The organism is Acinetobacter sp. 5862, from assembly GCF_024494585.1.
Taxonomy (GTDB): Bacteria; Pseudomonadota; Gammaproteobacteria; order Pseudomonadales; family Moraxellaceae; genus Acinetobacter.
Map to the genome: position 1 here is coordinate 142,380 of NZ_JANHGP010000053.1, position 14,681 is coordinate 157,060.

Sequence of the window (14,681 nt, forward strand, 5' to 3'; positions counted from 1 at the left end):
TTGGTTTTCTCTATATTTTTTAGATTTTTTCAATTTTACCCTTGAATTTTAATACTATCGACTGCATGTTGTTATGCGAGTTAGTTTTAGGTATTCGTCATATTTGCTTCATCTTATTGGAGTCAAATAGGCTTATATCTTAGGGTGAAAATCGTTTTATATTGATTCATTCAATTTTCCGATTTTAGTCATGTAAAAATACTATTTCCCCAATAACTAAAAATTATTTATTCTTAACCTCGTAAACAAATAAGGCATTAGCCTCTCAATAAAACCTCAATCATGGAGACAATGATGAGCTTAATTAATACTGAAGTTAAACCATTTAAAGCTGATGCATTCCGTAACGGTGAATTCATTCAAGTCACTGATGCTGATCTTAAAGGCAAATGGTCTGTTCTAATTTTTATGCCTGCTGCATTTACTTTCAACTGTCCTACTGAAGTTGAAGATGCTGCTGAGAACTACGAAGAATTCAAAAAAGCTGGTGCAGAAGTTTATATCGTAACAACTGATACTCATTTCTCTCACAAAGTATGGCACGAAACTTCTCCTGCTGTAGGTAAAGCTCAATTCCCATTAGTTGGCGATCCTACACATCAATTAACACGTGCTTTTGATGTGCATATCGAAGAAGCTGGTTTAGCTTTACGTGGTACGTTCATCATCAACCCAGAAGGCGTAATTAAAACTGCTGAAATTCATGACAATGCAATTGCACGTGATGTTTCAGAAACTTTACGTAAGCTTAAAGCTGCTCAATTCGTAGCAAGCCACCCAGGCGAAGTTTGCCCAGCTAAATGGAAAGAAGGTGAAGCGACTCTTGCTCCATCGATCGACCTCGTTGGTAAAATCTAATTTTTAGATTTAACAATGTTGAAAAGAAACCACTCTAAAAGAGTGGTTTCTTTTTATTTGTCATTTGCTCACCTTTTTGCGATACATCGATCTCAATTAAATAGTAAATTTTTTACAATTCTTATACTTATAAATTTATAACGAAATTCAATTATCAATTGTCAGCCTGCTTTACATGGAGTAATGTCAAATTATGAAACATAAAGAGTTTTTCGTATGTACTAAATGATCAAACTAAAATGAGGGAAAATATATGGAAAAAACTGTTGTTGTAACCTTTTGGAAATATGATATTTCTTCACGCTACTTAAAAATTTTTTACAGCAATGGCACAGCCGAGCTTTATCATCCTGTTCCAGAATTTATCTATGACAATTTGCTACGCACAACTGATAAGACTGCTTTTGTCCATAAATACCTTGAGTTTGATCTGCATTTTAAACGACTTTATCTTTTAGCCTCATAAATAAAAAAACCAGCCTATATTAAGGCTGGTTTTTTTATTTAAATTGATTAAGCAGCTTCGACTTCAACTTGTTCAGCATACTTCTCTAATATTTTTTCTTTTGCGTTTGGATGAATATTAATTTTCTCCATATTGCCTTTGTAATGCTCTACTACTCGATCATCCATAATTTTTGACCACCATGAAGGAATAAAGGCTGGTAAAATCATCGCTCCATAGCCCGCTGGTAACTGTGGTGCATTTTCAAAATGACGTAGAGTTTGGAAGCTACGTGTTGGATTTGCATGATGATCTGAGTGACGCTGTAATTGATACAAGAACAAGTTAGTCACTACATTGTTATTGTTCCAACTATGCTCAGGTAAAGTACGCTCATATTGACCATTGGCTTTCTTTTCACGTTTTAAACCATAATGCTCAATATAATTCACTGATTCAAACAAAGTAATCGCATAGGCAGCCTGAGTCACTTGGAACGGTGCTGAACGCACTCCAAATTTGCTAAACATAGCAGCATGGTACACAGCAGACATCGCCCAACCATGAATCAATTCATTCTCTTTACAGAAGAATGGCAATTTTTTACGCTCTAAACGATTTTTCTCAATTTCGATCGCAGATTTGAAACTACCAATCACTGTACGCGGTAAAAATTTCCAGAAAGTTTCACCAAGTCGAGATGATGCTGGATCTTCTGGCGTTGCAACACGGCGGTGATGACCATATGGATGCTCAATACGGAAGTGATTATAGCCCGATGGAGCTAATGCCAAATGTGATAAATAATGTTCGAGACGACCACTTTTATGGCTCAATTCATGCGCCGTATTGATGGCAATACCATTCACCATCCCCACCAAAGTACCCAATAACGCTTGATCTGCAAGTGATGTACCTTTACGACTTGCCAAATAAGTGCCGTAAATATTGGTCGCATATTGCAATGGAATAAAAAGTTTAACAATTCGAGAATAATATGGATCAGCTTCTAAATCTGCAATCGCATCAAGTGGTGGATTTTCTGTGTCCTCACCAATTAACTTATCCAATGCAGGAATAACACCATGAATAAATAATGGGCCAAAAGAGGCAAAGAATTTTTTGGTTTTTTTCGGTCCAAATTGATAACCTGCTAAACCACCCATTGCAATGGTCGGTACTGCCAAACCCAATAACCACAAATGACGTTTTTTATCTTTAAAAGTTGTTGTTGCTTGCTCTACATCCAGTTGAGTATGCATATTCATTAGAAACTCCTCAATCAAACACAAAATGTTTTGCTTGAATTGATTGTGTTCTTTTGCAGTCACTCTATATTATCATTTTAAGACTTGATATTATCATTTTAAGACTTTAGTGGTTTTTTATTGTGCAAAAACAGCAAATCCCTGTTATTCCGTCTCGTTATTACTTGCGGTTGATCGAAATTCTGATCGGTACTCATCAATATGATAATCAGGTATTAAACGCATTTCATAACGAACTTTCTAAAACTGAGCTTTTATCAATTCAACAAATTGAACAATTTATTGCACTTGGCCTGAGCCTACCTAATACAGAAGATTTGGCTTTTGAACTCGGTAAAAATCTAAAACTCAGTTCGCATAGTTTGGTTGGATATGCATTAATGACCAGTCCAAATTTAGAACATGCATTGAGATTAATTGTACAATATTTTCGGCTAATTATGCCAAGCTTTAAGCTATCGATTCAATTTCCAGCTAATCAACATAAGGTTGAGTTATTACTTGAACCAATCTTGCAAATGAATAAGCAATGTTTAGCATTTCATATTGAAGCAATCGCGGTTGGCTTTTACTACAGCCTGCTGGAACTGGCTGGACAGCAACTACAACGTTATCAGGTTTATCTAAGCATTCCTGAACCTGTGTATCAGGAACGTTATCTACATTTAGTCAAAGCCAGCTTTCATTTTAACTATACGTGGATGTCTGGCATCCGTGTCGTGATTGATCAAGAACAGTTGGCACTTTCCTTACCTTTGGCGGACGCTCATAGCCTAAAAGTGGTTGAACAACGTTGTCAGGAACAGATTCAAAAAATTTACCATCAGGGCGAAATTGTTGAATGGGTCAGCATGATGCTAAGACAAGCCAATCAGATTCCAACATTAACTGAATGCGCTCAAGTTCTAAATATTTCTACCAAAACCCTGCAACGCTATTTACAGCAACAGGGTGTCGAGTTTCATGCCTTAAAACAGCAGATCAGCATTGAACGCGCTATCGACCTTCTACAAAATTCAACCTTTACCATCACCCATATTGCCTATGAACTGGGTTATTCCAACCCTGCAAACTTCACCCGTGCATTTAATAAAATGATGGGATGTAGCCCACAACACTATCGCCTATCGCGATGCAAGACCCAATAAAACAATTAAGTGATCTGTATCAATTTGAAACGTGGAATCACCTGTCCATCTTCAAGCTGAACTGTTTCGGTAAACATACTGAGTGGACGTACCCACATCGAGTAATCTCCATATAAGCATTGATACACCACCAATTCTTCTTCGGTTTCGCTATGACGCGCTACGTTGAAAACCTGATAAAGTTGCCCTTTATAGTGTTGGTAGATGCCACGTTGTAATGCCATGCTATTTTTCCTTTAGGCTATGCCATGAAATAATTGCAGTTATATAACAAGTTTGAATATATTCAAATTTTTAGGTATAAAAATCTTCAAAATGTTTATTTTATCTTAAATTCAAAAATCCGATCAAACCCATAAAAACATACTGTTTTACCTATTCATTATTTTTTCGTACTATGGCTTCATTGAATAAATTTAGCTGACTTGAACTGCTGAGAGTTTGGAGATTTACATGTTAGACCAAAATATTAAAACCCAGTTAAAAGCCTATTTAGAACGTTTAGAAAGTCCAATCGAGTTAGTTGCGGCTTTAGATGAATCAGACAAAGCTGCAAAAATCAAAGAACTCGTGACTGAAATTGCAGAACTTTCTGACCAAGTTACGGCGCGTTTTGACGGTTCAAACGCTCGCCGTCCGAGTTTCGGTGTAGCTAAAGCAGGTGAACAACCACGTGTGTTCTTTGCTGGCTTACCAATGGGACATGAGTTTACTTCTTTGATCTTGGCTTTATTACAAGTATCGGGTTATGCGCCTAAAGTCTCTGATGAAGTCTTGAACCAGATCAAAGGCTTAAACTTAAAAGCAAACTTTGATGTGTTTGTTTCATTGAGCTGCCATAACTGTCCAGATGTGGTTCAAGCACTCAACTTGATTGCAATCTATAACCCGAATGCAACGGCGACCATGATTGATGGTGGTTTTTTCCAAGAAGAAGTTGAAGAACGCAAAATCTTAGCTGTACCGATGGTGTTTCAAGACAATGAACATATTGGACAAGGTCGTATGACTTTGGAAGAAATCGTGGCGAAGTTAGATACCAACTCAGCTGAAAAAAATGCCGCAGCACTCAATGCCAAAGATGCTTTTGATGTATTGGTGATTGGTGGTGGTCCTGCAGGTGGTACAGCAGCGATCTATGCAGCACGTAAAGGGATCAAAACAGGTATCGTGGCTGAACGCTTTGGTGGTCAGGTCATGGATACTATGGACATTGAAAACTTCACCACGGTTCAAAAAACCGTAGGTCCAAAGTTTGCTCAAGATATGGAAGCCCATGTACGTGAGTACGGTGTGGATATCATGAATTTGCAACGTGTCAGCAAGATCACAGGTGCAGATCAGACCGCCAATGGTCTGGTTGAAGTTGAATTGGAAAATGGAGCTAAGCTTGAATCGAAAACCATTATTCTTTCAACAGGCGCACGTTGGAGAGAAATGAATGTACCGGGTGAAGCAGAATACCGTACCCGTGGTGTTGCGTACTGCCCACACTGTGATGGCCCATTATTCAAAGGCAAACGTGTTGCGGTGATTGGTGGTGGTAACTCTGGTGTAGAAGCTGCGATTGACCTTGCAGGAATTGTTGAGCATGTGACGTTGGTTGAGTTTGATACCAAGCTTCGTGCAGATCAAGTGCTACAAGACAAGCTAAACAGCTTGCCGAATACCACTGTGATTTTGAATGCGCTCAGTACTGAAGTGGTCGGAGATGGTTCACAAGTCACTGCGTTGAAATACAAAGATCGCGCGACTGATGTTGAACATACGGTAGAACTTGCAGGAATCTTTGTGCAGATTGGTTTATTGCCAAACACAGATTTCTTGAAGAACAGTGCGGTTGAACTCAGCAATCGTGGTGAGATTGTGATCAATGATCGTAATGAAACCAATGTCAAAGGTGTGTTTGCTGCGGGGGATTGTACCACCGTACCTTACAAGCAAATCATCATTGCCACAGGTGAAGGTGCCAAAGCTTCTTTATCAGCTTTTGATTATATGATTCGCTCTGATGTTTAAAATAATCTAAAAACATGTGCACGCATTTACATTTCAAAAATGTAAGTGCGTGTTTTTACAAGTTATCAACAAATTTTCAACTTTATTATTCATACAGTTTATGTTTATATTTTCGCTATCCATACCTATTGGATGCCACGAAGAAAAGGAACGAAAAATGAATAAATTACTTGTTGCATTAGGTCTCGCTGCTACTGTTGCACTTGTAGGCTGTAATAAAGATAAAGCGCCTGAAACTGGGGCAACTACTGGCGAACATTTAGAAAACGCTGCTGAACAAGCTGGCGCTGATGTGAAAAATGCTGCTGATGCTGCAACAAGCAATGTAGCTACAGCAGTTGATACTGCTGCTGATCAAATCGATGCTGCTGCTGATCATACTGCTCATGCAACTGCTGAAGCTGCTGCAAAAACTGAAGCCGCTGCACGTGATGCAACTGCTAAAGTTGCTGGTGCAGTTGAAAACGGCGCTGCTGATGTAAAAGAAAAAGCGCAACAATAATCTTTTGATTATAAAAAAGCCTCTGATCACAGAGGCTTTTTTAATGCAGAGAAAACTAACCGAGTAATCCTTCATCACGCATTGCAATTTGAACCGACTGACGTTCAGCGACTTTATTACGCAAAGCGATAATATGAATATATGGTGTTAAATCGTGTTCAATATGATTTGACCAATTTGTAAGTACAAATAAATACGCATCTGCTGGACCAAAATTATCATCCACTAAATAATCATATTCTGATTCAGCTAAATAATTGTCGATATATTTCAGTAAACGATCTACCTCAGCATATGCTTTGGTTTTTTCATCATCCGTTAACTTACCACTAAAGAAAACTGCATAAGCATCATGCAACTCAGAATTTAAATAACCTAACCATTCAAGGACTTTGGCACGCCCCATGCCCGATGGTGGGATTAAATCCTGTTTAGGATCGTGTTGTGCCAGAAACGGTAAAATTGCAACGTTCTCAGTTAAGATTAAACCAGGATTAATCTCTAAAGCTGGAACATAACCTTTCGGGTTAATTTCATAATAATCTACCCCTTTCGAGGTTTTATGTGTTTTTAGATCAACGCGTTCTAAATCAAAATCTACATTTATTTCATTTAAAATAATATGTGCTGCCAATGAGCAAGCACCAGGTGAGTAATACAACTTCATAATTGATCCTTGTTATCTAACTCTGATGTTCTAAAATGCTTTACCATAATTTGCAAAATGTGTTTCCACAAATTTGTCAAAAAAAGTAAAAAATACTGAATGATCTGACTATTAGTGAAATTACATGATTTTGCAAGTAGTCTTATGTCAACTTTTTATTATCATCGTATATATCCTGCTCAAATAGATCATTTTTTGAGGAGAATAGATTACTTCTATCCTCCTCTTTTTGCATAGATCACACTTTATCTTTTCTCGAGCGCTTGGAAAAACTTGCAAGACCCAAAAGACCTAAGATCGATAACCATCCAAAACTCCCCGATGAAGTATTTGACGGTGAAGGTTTATTCTCGGCATCACTCATATCAAGATCAACAATTACAGGATCATGATCTGAAGAGCGATAAGCATCTTCTGAGAAAAATAATGCTTTTTGTGCATCGGTTTTATATTCTTCGTTGTAATCTAAGACTGTTGGTTCATCTGCATTGATATGCCAAGTAAATGCTTTTTTTACTTTACTATATAAATTTGCATCTGCGATTGCGTGATCTAAATTGCCTGCGCCGCCATAGCCTTCCGCATTACTTGATACACCAAACACATAACTATAAGCCTGCTCACCTTGCCCTACAACTTTGTCATTTAATAGAACTTTGTAATTTGCCTTTTCAAACACCTGAATCGGATCTTCTTTAGCATAACTATTCATATCCCCCAAAACTAAGATGTTTGGCTTTTCAACCTGAGTTGGATTTTTTGCCATCCATTGAACGAGTTGTTCAACAGCTTTCACACGTGTTGGATTCCAACAACCCTGCCCATCTTTTTGATCAGCATCTGTTGTATTCGTATCAACACCTGTACATCCTTTAGATTTCAAGTGATTAGGAATAATCGTGAACATTTGCTTTCCAGAAATCGGTTGGAAAGTTTGCGCAATCGTCGATCTATTCTTATCACCTAAATCAAGTACAACTGGCTTGTTCACAGGTTTTACACGTTTGCTGTTATAAATAATGGCAACAGCAATCACATCTGTTCCTAAACGATCCTGATTTTCAGGAACTACATATTTCCAATCAGCGCCTAAAGCTTGGGTTAAATATGCAATTGCACTATTTTTATCATAGCCATTGTTTGCAATTTCCATCAAACCGTATACATCGGCATCAATTGCTTTTAAAGCTTTAATAATTTTCAGATGCTGTTTATCAAATTCAGATTGACTAGATGCTCCACGCTCAGTTGGAAATCCTGTTTTGCCATTGTCATAATTTAAGACATTAAATGCTGCTGCACGTATCAACTGCGTATCTTTAGTGGCAACATTTGGTCTTGATGGTGTTTTAGTGACCAATTCTGGGAGACTACGTCCCTGAATAGGCTGAATGCGCCAACCATTAAAACGGTATTCTAAAATCCCTTCAATGTTCTTAAGTTGATCACCAGAGCGCAAACTATTTGTTGCACTGAAGCTCTGCGGCAACCAAGGCGTTCTGTTTTGATTGTTATAACCATCATCTAAAATAATCTTCGATAATAAGTTTTTCTGTGCTAATGCTTTTGCCTCAGCAGATAAAGGTGGATATAAGTTTGTTGGAATAAATAATCGCTCCTTACTCAGTGACAGCTCACCAAAGCGACCATAGTTATAATTTTCACTGATGGTTAAAGTTTGCGGTAGTTTTACCAACATCCCTTGATAAAGTTGCGGTGAATTGGCAGTTAATTCAGTCAAACTATGAAACGGTAAATCAACACTTTTTGGCTGTACCTGATTTGCCATATTGCCATTACAGGTCAAAATATCTTGCTGTAACTGATCAATCTGTAATTGGTTTTGATACGCAGTCAAACGTCCTCGTAAGATCACTTCATCCCCAACTTGCCCGCCTTTCACAGAGCTACTCGCTGGAATATACACAAAAATCGCATTACTCACGTTTGGTTTAGCTTTACTATCAATAGTTTGAATATAAAAACCAGAGAAACCATTTTCATAACGATAATCAGCAGTGATCACACCACGGAGCGTATAGTTTTGCCCTTGAGTTGCTTTATTATTTAAATCTGCAATCGTGGTGTCCGTACTTGAGCAACTGACTATTTCAGTAATAGGAGGTATTGTTGAGCCTGTTAGATTTGAAAAATCATTCCGATCCTTCCATGCACGCCAAGAATTATCAAGATCAAATATAGTTTTAGGATCAACCTCAGCTACAGGATTTACCGTTTGCAAGCGAGTAAAACTATTCGCTTTACTAATTGTTGTTGTGCCCCAGCCACCAGAAGCTGGTTGCTCACCCAATCTTCCAAAACGATCTACCACTTTGCTTTTATAAACCAATAAAATGGCATCATCGCCATTAAACGAAAGTGCAGCGACTTGATTGATCTTATCCCCTAACTCAGTTTGTAAGGCAGTATGTCCAACTAAAAAGCGCCCCTTACTCGCAAGGTTTCCGACTAAAGGATAGACAAATGGCTTAGATGTACCACCATTATTAAACTGTTGAATCTCATAATCAGCTAAATTAACGGCTGTTTGATCTGGATTATAAATTTCTAATCCTTTTTTATTATTACTACCATCAATATATTGGCTAAACATCAACTGGGCATGTGCCACAGAAAATACCGAAGAAGCCCCCAATAAGCCGAAACAAATTGCAATCGAATGGAATTTAAAATTTTTCATAAATTTTTACTTAATGTTTAAATCGACATTAGGCTATTCAATCTCTGTGACAAAAACATGAAGATTTTTTTACAAGTTTTTGATCGTTTGGAAAAACAAATGATCAAATAAAATCATTTAAAGATTTGACTTGACCTGATGAACACTTAAAATACTGCATTTCTATATTTATATCTCCAGAATCATGTCAAACGATCAGTTAGAAACGCAAATTACGGAACTCGACAATTTGCCTGAGCACCGTGAAATTGTGACGTTTATGCGTCGTTCAGCTCCGCTTAATACATCACAACGGACTGCTTTAGAAGATTATCGTGATTTAATTTTGGAATACCCCGTTGGTGATTTACGTCAACACTTTGAACATCCTGAACGACCTTTAACTGTTGAAATTGGCTTTGGTATGGGGCGTTCTTTGGTACTCATGGCAAAAGCCAATCCAGAACGTAATTTTGTCGGAATCGAAGTACATGTACCAGGAATTGCACAATGCGTGTATGAAGCTGGTATGGCTGGCTTGAAGAATTTATTTGTACTTGACGCAGATGCGATTCAAGTATTACGTGAAATGCCTGACAACAGCATTAACTGTGTGCAACTGTACTTCCCAGATCCATGGCAGAAGAAGCGTCACTTTAAACGCCGCTTTGTGATTCATGAACGTATGCAACTGGTTGAACAGAAGTTAGAGCTTGGGGGTACCTTCCATGCTGCTACTGATTGGGAGCCATACGCAGAATGGATGCTTGATATTTTAGATAATCGTCCAGACATGGAAAATTTAGCAGGTAAAGGTAATAGCTACCCTCGCCCTGAATGGCGTCCAGTAACCAAATTTGAGCGTCGTGGACTTGAATCTGGTCATAAGATCAATGACTTTATTTTCAAAAAAATAAAGTAGTAATTCATCAAAATTAAAAAATAGCATTAAATATCAACATTTAATGCTATTTCAACCTATTAAAAACCAACTCAATTTTAAATTTCAAATATAAAAGACAAAAAGTGAATTATTAAAACAACTTATAAAAGCTGTACCTATCAAACCTATATGCTTACTTTGTAAAATCAAATGTGTTCAAATTTACAGCCCTCTATTTACATGATCTATAAATATTTTTTATTCATGTTTAGCTAAAATAAATAATGAATCATTTTGATCTCAAATGAAGAAATTATCGTTTCATAAACAATGAGTGCTCTATTCTGTGCAATGATTTAGCCCAAAGATGAAGATAGGTTGGTTTTATGGAAAAAACTCTGCAATGCCCTAAATGTGGTTCTACAGAAATCGAAGTACGTGATCATAACAAATTACTAAAAACAACAGGCGGAGTTCTAATGACAGCGGCGGGAACTACGGCTGGAACAGTGGGTGGAGCTGCAACAGGTGCATCAGTTGGTGCCACGATTGGTACTGTAGCAGGTCCATTAGGCGTCATTGTGGGTGGGACTATTGGAACATTTGTAGGTGCAATTAGTGTCGGAATTACTGGAGGAATCGCGGGTAATATTTTTGGGAAAAAAGCAGGTGTGGCGATCGACAAAAATATTTTCCAAGACTATCTTTGTCTCAAATGTAAACATCGTTTTAAACAGAAAAATTGATTAAGCTTGAGGCACATTTACATTCTTTTTTTAAGCTGATATTTAACAAATGATATCAGCTCAATGTATTTACAGATAATCGCTCGATTTTCTAGAATACAAATACATGATGTTCTAACATCTCTTGATATTAAAAATCATTCAAATTTTGTCCATCACAAATAAAATGAAATGGTTTCCCTATCATTATTTTCCATGTAAATGTCGTTTCATAATACCTTCACTTAAAAGTTTATAAACATCCACAAGATCGCTTCCTGAATTCTTTTCTAATAACTGTTGATGCATTTTTAGAATATTTTCATCACCACGCATTGCAGGACCTGTTTGCATTTCTTTAGGATTATTGATCGTTGCTTTTTGAGCAGTTTCTAAAATCAATGGATAAAGTAAAGAAAAATCAACCTGTTGCTCATCAACAATTTGTTTAGAAAGATCATAACAGTAATTGCTAAAATTACATGCAAAAACAGCAGCCATGTGTAATGTCTGACGTTGTTGAGAACTATATTGATAAACCTTCGAAGTCAGACTATGTGCTAATGAAGCGAGCAACTCCAAGTCATTGTGCCGAACTGCCTCGACAAACATAGGTGTTTCTGCCCAATCAATCGCACGCTCATGACTAAAAGTTTGTAAGGGATAAAATACGCCAGATCTCTCATGTACTGTTGAAAGCACCTCTAAACTGGTGCTTCCTGAGGTATGAACAATTAATGCTTGCTGTAAATAATGATTAATTTTCTGAATAACATCAGCTATGGATTGATCTGATATGGCAATAATAACGAGATCAGTATTGGGATTTAATTGATCAAAATGATTAATCCCAGTAGCTTCCACTAAAGATGCTAAACGATTTGCTTTTTCTAAATCACGACTAAAAACTTGTACAATCTGGTGATCAGGATGTAATACTTTTGCTAAATGATAAGCAACGCGTCCTGCACCAATAAATGTAATTCTCATTTTTATTCGACCTATATACAAGCAAAGCTATCCATTATTAAATTATTTACGGAAAATTTCTAATAATGAATTAAATCACTAAAAAGTTAAGCAGAATAAGTCACAAAACCTATTCTGCTCAGAAACAAAGTTTAGATGAATGTCTGTACCGCTTTACCTTTCAAGGTCTGGCCTAGCAAAGGTGTATTTTTACCTTGAGATAAAATTGTCTCTTTTGATACTACCCATTCTAGTTCTGGATCAACCAACACCCAACCTGCTTCTTGCTGCCAACGTTCAGTCATATTTGCAACCTGCGCTGGAATTGAAGTCACTTTTTCAACCCATTCTAATGGTTCAAACAGACTTTCTTGAATCAGTTGTACACCCAAAGCTACATAAGTATCAAAAGCCGTTATTCCTGGTTGTGTTTCTGCAAAAGGCGCCATTTTTGCTGAGCTACTTAATGGTTCATGATGAGTACAAATTGCATCTATCACGCCTTCTTTCACACCTTGACGTAACAAAGCTTTATCTTGCTCAGAACGTAATGGTGGGCGAACATGCGCAAGTGAGTTAAAACCATCAGTGAGTTGTTCAGTCAAATGTAATTGGTGCATCGCAACATCCGCAGTGACTGGCAAACCTTTAGCTTTAGCTGCGCGAATCAAATCAACTGACGCACCACAAGACAATAAACCAAAATGTGCTTTCACGCCTGTTGCTTCAATCATCAAAAGGTATTTAGCAATTGCAACTGTTTCCGCGATCGCTGGAATCATTGGTAAGCCTTGACGAGAAGCGATAAAACCTTCGTGCGCGCAACCATCTTTTGCAAGCTGTGGCTCTTCGGCATAGAAGACAACGGTCAAATCCAAACCAGCAGCATACTCAAGAGTACGAATCACAACATCATCATTTTCAAATGCTGCATTGGCATTAGAAACAGCAGTACAACCACCTTTCTTTAAACCTGCCATATTAGCCGGCTGCTTCCCATTCAAACCTTGAGTTTGTGCACCGATAATATGTAGATAAATACCACCATCTAATTGTGCCTTTTCAATCAGACCATGAATAAGTGCGCCATTATCTTGTACGATTGGCTTTGAGTCTGGTGGAGTAATGACATGTAAAATACCATTTGCACGCGCAGCTTTACCTTCTGACTTTAACGTCCCATGTTGTTGTTGCCCTGGCTCACGTAAGCGTGCACACAAGTCAACCATGGTTGGGATTAACCATTTACCTTGACCGTCAATCGTTTCATCAATTTGATCTGCGCTATCAACGAATTTACCATTCTTAATATAAACCGTTTGAACTTGATCAGTTTTTTGAATTGGATCGAGCACACGGACATTTTCAATTTTTACAATACTCATGTGATCTATCCTTTAAAGTGCAATCGCTTCAATTAAACCTTGTTCTTGTAACTGCCCTTGCATCGCAAGTGCCAGTACCGCCATTCGTACTGCAATACCGTTGGTTACTTGTTTCAAAATAACCGATTGATCTCCATCCGCAATACTTGAATCAATTTCAACACCACGGTTCATTGGACCAGGATGCATAACGATGCAATCAGGTTTAGCGAGCGCCAAGCGTTCTTTATTAAGTCCATACATTTTGTAAAATTCAGATTGTGAAGATAATGCAGGTGAATCAATACGCTCATTTTGAATTCGTAATGCAATAATCACATCACAGTCTGTTACGCCTGCATCCATTTTATTAAACAGGCGTACATTTTCGCCATATTCATTAAAACCAACCGGTAACAGCGTATTTGGTGCAATCACGCGAATATCTTTGCAACCTAGTGTTTGTAAAGCAGCCACATTGGAACGTGCTACACGCGAATGTTTAATATCACCAATAATCGCCACAGTTAAATCTTCAAATGGCTTCTTGGTTTCACGGCGAATGGTCAGCATATCTAGCATCGCTTGCGTTGGATGCGCATGACGACCATCACCTGCATTGATAATTGCCACTTTAGGACAAACATCTTTAGCAATAAAATGTGCTGCCCCAGAAGATGAATGACGAACTACGAAAATATCCGCAGCCATCGCTTCCAAATTCCAAAGCGTATCACGTAAGGTTTCACCTTTAGAGGTACTTGAACGTGCAATATCGATATTCAGAACATTTGCAGACAAACGTTTTGCAGCTGCCTCAAATGTAGTGCGAGTTCGAGTAGAGTTTTCAAAAAAAAGATTCATTACCGTCAGCCCTTCTAACAACGGACGGTTAATCAAATTATTATTGTCGTCTAAAAAACTTTGTGCGGTATCTAAAATCTTGGTCAGGCTTTCTTTAGAAAGACCTTCAATGGTTAAGAAGTGCTTTAAATTTCCTTGTTGATTCAATTGAACCTGACTTGGTTGATGCAGGGCTGCAATATGCATAAAAGATTCCTATAGGTCGAATCACCAAAACTTGCATAGTGTAGCCCAATTTCTCTACTTTCGCAGAACAACTTTTCACCATTATGTTGCATTAAATGAGAGA

14 protein-coding genes are annotated in these 14,681 nt (G+C 37.7%); 7 read left to right on the forward strand and 7 right to left on the reverse strand.

Going from position 1 to position 14,681, the window contains the following annotated elements:
• Nucleotides 1–294 precede the first annotated feature (294 nt).
• Nucleotides 295–858 carry an alkyl hydroperoxide reductase subunit C gene (gene ahpC, locus NO346_RS10255; protein WP_004662563.1) on the forward strand — a complete coding sequence of 188 codons (564 nt, stop codon included), beginning with the start codon at nucleotides 295–297 and terminating at the stop codon, nucleotides 856–858.
• Nucleotides 859–1,111: 253 nt separating this feature from the next.
• A complete protein-coding gene (locus NO346_RS10260; RefSeq protein WP_005159645.1) occupies nucleotides 1,112–1,324 on the forward strand; it encodes a KTSC domain-containing protein in 213 nt (70 codons plus the stop codon).
• Nucleotides 1,325–1,371: 47 nt separating this feature from the next.
• Here NO346_RS10260 and NO346_RS10265 read toward each other — a convergent pair whose 3' ends face one another.
• Nucleotides 1,372–2,571 (reverse strand): alkane 1-monooxygenase, encoded by a 1,200-nt coding sequence (locus NO346_RS10265; protein ID WP_256415104.1) that lies wholly within the window; start codon nucleotides 2,569–2,571, stop codon nucleotides 1,372–1,374.
• A 122-nt stretch (nucleotides 2,572–2,693) separates the two neighbouring features.
• On the opposite strand from NO346_RS10265, the gene NO346_RS10270 reads away from it, so the two are divergent.
• Nucleotides 2,694–3,719 (forward strand): AraC family transcriptional regulator, encoded by a 1,026-nt coding sequence (locus tag NO346_RS10270; RefSeq protein WP_256415105.1) that lies wholly within the window; start codon nucleotides 2,694–2,696, stop codon nucleotides 3,717–3,719.
• Between the two features lie 5 nt (nucleotides 3,720–3,724).
• On the opposite strand, the gene NO346_RS10275 is transcribed toward NO346_RS10270, so the two are convergent.
• Nucleotides 3,725–3,943, reverse strand: a complete 219-nt coding sequence (locus NO346_RS10275) for a DUF1653 domain-containing protein (protein ID WP_039046993.1) — start codon at nucleotides 3,941–3,943, stop codon at nucleotides 3,725–3,727.
• Between the two features lie 229 nt (nucleotides 3,944–4,172).
• Here NO346_RS10275 and ahpF point away from each other — a divergent pair, with 229 nt between their 5' ends.
• Both ahpF and NO346_RS10285 read left to right on the forward strand, forming a co-directional pair.
• Nucleotides 4,173–5,738, forward strand: a complete 1,566-nt coding sequence (gene ahpF / locus NO346_RS10280) for an alkyl hydroperoxide reductase subunit F (protein ID WP_256415106.1) — start codon at nucleotides 4,173–4,175, stop codon at nucleotides 5,736–5,738.
• 157 nt (nucleotides 5,739–5,895) lie between these two features.
• Entirely contained in the window at nucleotides 5,896–6,240 is a 345-nt protein-coding gene (locus tag NO346_RS10285; RefSeq protein WP_087545240.1) for a hypothetical protein, read from the forward strand.
• A gap of 55 nt (nucleotides 6,241–6,295) precedes the next feature.
• Here the strand turns inward: NO346_RS10285 and NO346_RS10290 are convergent, their stop codons facing one another.
• A complete protein-coding gene (locus tag NO346_RS10290; protein ID WP_004662579.1) occupies nucleotides 6,296–6,907 on the reverse strand; it encodes a glutathione binding-like protein in 612 nt (203 codons plus the stop codon).
• 238 nt (nucleotides 6,908–7,145) lie between these two features.
• Nucleotides 7,146–9,608 (reverse strand): ExeM/NucH family extracellular endonuclease, encoded by a 2,463-nt coding sequence (locus tag NO346_RS10295; protein WP_256415107.1) that lies wholly within the window; start codon nucleotides 9,606–9,608, stop codon nucleotides 7,146–7,148.
• 184 nt (nucleotides 9,609–9,792) lie between these two features.
• Here NO346_RS10295 and trmB point away from each other — a divergent pair, with 184 nt between their 5' ends.
• Both trmB and NO346_RS10305 read left to right on the forward strand, forming a co-directional pair.
• Entirely contained in the window at nucleotides 9,793–10,509 is a 717-nt protein-coding gene (trmB, locus tag NO346_RS10300) for a tRNA (guanosine(46)-N7)-methyltransferase TrmB (protein ID WP_004662584.1), read from the forward strand.
• 347 nt (nucleotides 10,510–10,856) lie between these two features.
• The gene (locus NO346_RS10305; protein WP_256415108.1) at nucleotides 10,857–11,216 is read left to right on the forward strand and encodes a hypothetical protein; all 360 of its coding nucleotides are present in this window, start codon (nucleotides 10,857–10,859) and stop codon (nucleotides 11,214–11,216) included.
• 186 nt (nucleotides 11,217–11,402) lie between these two features.
• Here the strand turns inward: NO346_RS10305 and NO346_RS10310 are convergent, their stop codons facing one another.
• The 3 genes from NO346_RS10310 to NO346_RS10320 form a co-directional block, all read right to left on the reverse strand.
• Nucleotides 11,403–12,185, reverse strand: a complete 783-nt coding sequence (locus NO346_RS10310) for a Rossmann-like and DUF2520 domain-containing protein (protein WP_087547504.1) — start codon at nucleotides 12,183–12,185, stop codon at nucleotides 11,403–11,405.
• 131 nt (nucleotides 12,186–12,316) lie between these two features.
• Entirely contained in the window at nucleotides 12,317–13,549 is a 1,233-nt protein-coding gene (locus NO346_RS10315) for a dihydroorotase (RefSeq protein WP_256415109.1), read from the reverse strand.
• Nucleotides 13,550–13,561: 12 nt separating this feature from the next.
• Nucleotides 13,562–14,578 (reverse strand): aspartate carbamoyltransferase catalytic subunit, encoded by a 1,017-nt coding sequence (locus tag NO346_RS10320; RefSeq protein WP_005159617.1) that lies wholly within the window; start codon nucleotides 14,576–14,578, stop codon nucleotides 13,562–13,564.
• Between the last annotated feature and the right edge of the window lie 103 nt (nucleotides 14,579–14,681).

What these genes read in the sequence shown, in the direction of transcription:
- NO346_RS10305 (WP_256415108.1), top strand. Translation starts at nt 10,857, where the DNA reads ATGGAAAAAACTCTGCAATGCCCTAAATGTGGTTCTACAGAAATCGAA.
- NO346_RS10275 (WP_039046993.1), bottom strand. Translation starts at nt 3,943, where the DNA reads ATGGCATTACAACGTGGCATCTACCAACACTATAAAGGGCAACTTTAT.
- NO346_RS10285 (WP_087545240.1), top strand. Translation starts at nt 5,896, where the DNA reads ATGAATAAATTACTTGTTGCATTAGGTCTCGCTGCTACTGTTGCACTT.
- NO346_RS10320 (WP_005159617.1), bottom strand. Translation starts at nt 14,578, where the DNA reads ATGCATATTGCAGCCCTGCATCAACCAAGTCAGGTTCAATTGAATCAA.
- NO346_RS10260 (WP_005159645.1), top strand. Translation starts at nt 1,112, where the DNA reads ATGGAAAAAACTGTTGTTGTAACCTTTTGGAAATATGATATTTCTTCA.
- NO346_RS10265 (WP_256415104.1), bottom strand. Translation starts at nt 2,571, where the DNA reads ATGAATATGCATACTCAACTGGATGTAGAGCAAGCAACAACAACTTTT.
- NO346_RS10290 (WP_004662579.1), bottom strand. Translation starts at nt 6,907, where the DNA reads ATGAAGTTGTATTACTCACCTGGTGCTTGCTCATTGGCAGCACATATT.
- ahpF (WP_256415106.1), top strand. Translation starts at nt 4,173, where the DNA reads ATGTTAGACCAAAATATTAAAACCCAGTTAAAAGCCTATTTAGAACGT.
- trmB (WP_004662584.1), top strand. Translation starts at nt 9,793, where the DNA reads ATGTCAAACGATCAGTTAGAAACGCAAATTACGGAACTCGACAATTTG.
- NO346_RS10310 (WP_087547504.1), bottom strand. Translation starts at nt 12,185, where the DNA reads ATGAGAATTACATTTATTGGTGCAGGACGCGTTGCTTATCATTTAGCA.
- NO346_RS10315 (WP_256415109.1), bottom strand. Translation starts at nt 13,549, where the DNA reads ATGAGTATTGTAAAAATTGAAAATGTCCGTGTGCTCGATCCAATTCAA.
- NO346_RS10295 (WP_256415107.1), bottom strand. Translation starts at nt 9,608, where the DNA reads ATGAAAAATTTTAAATTCCATTCGATTGCAATTTGTTTCGGCTTATTG.
- ahpC (WP_004662563.1), top strand. Translation starts at nt 295, where the DNA reads ATGAGCTTAATTAATACTGAAGTTAAACCATTTAAAGCTGATGCATTC.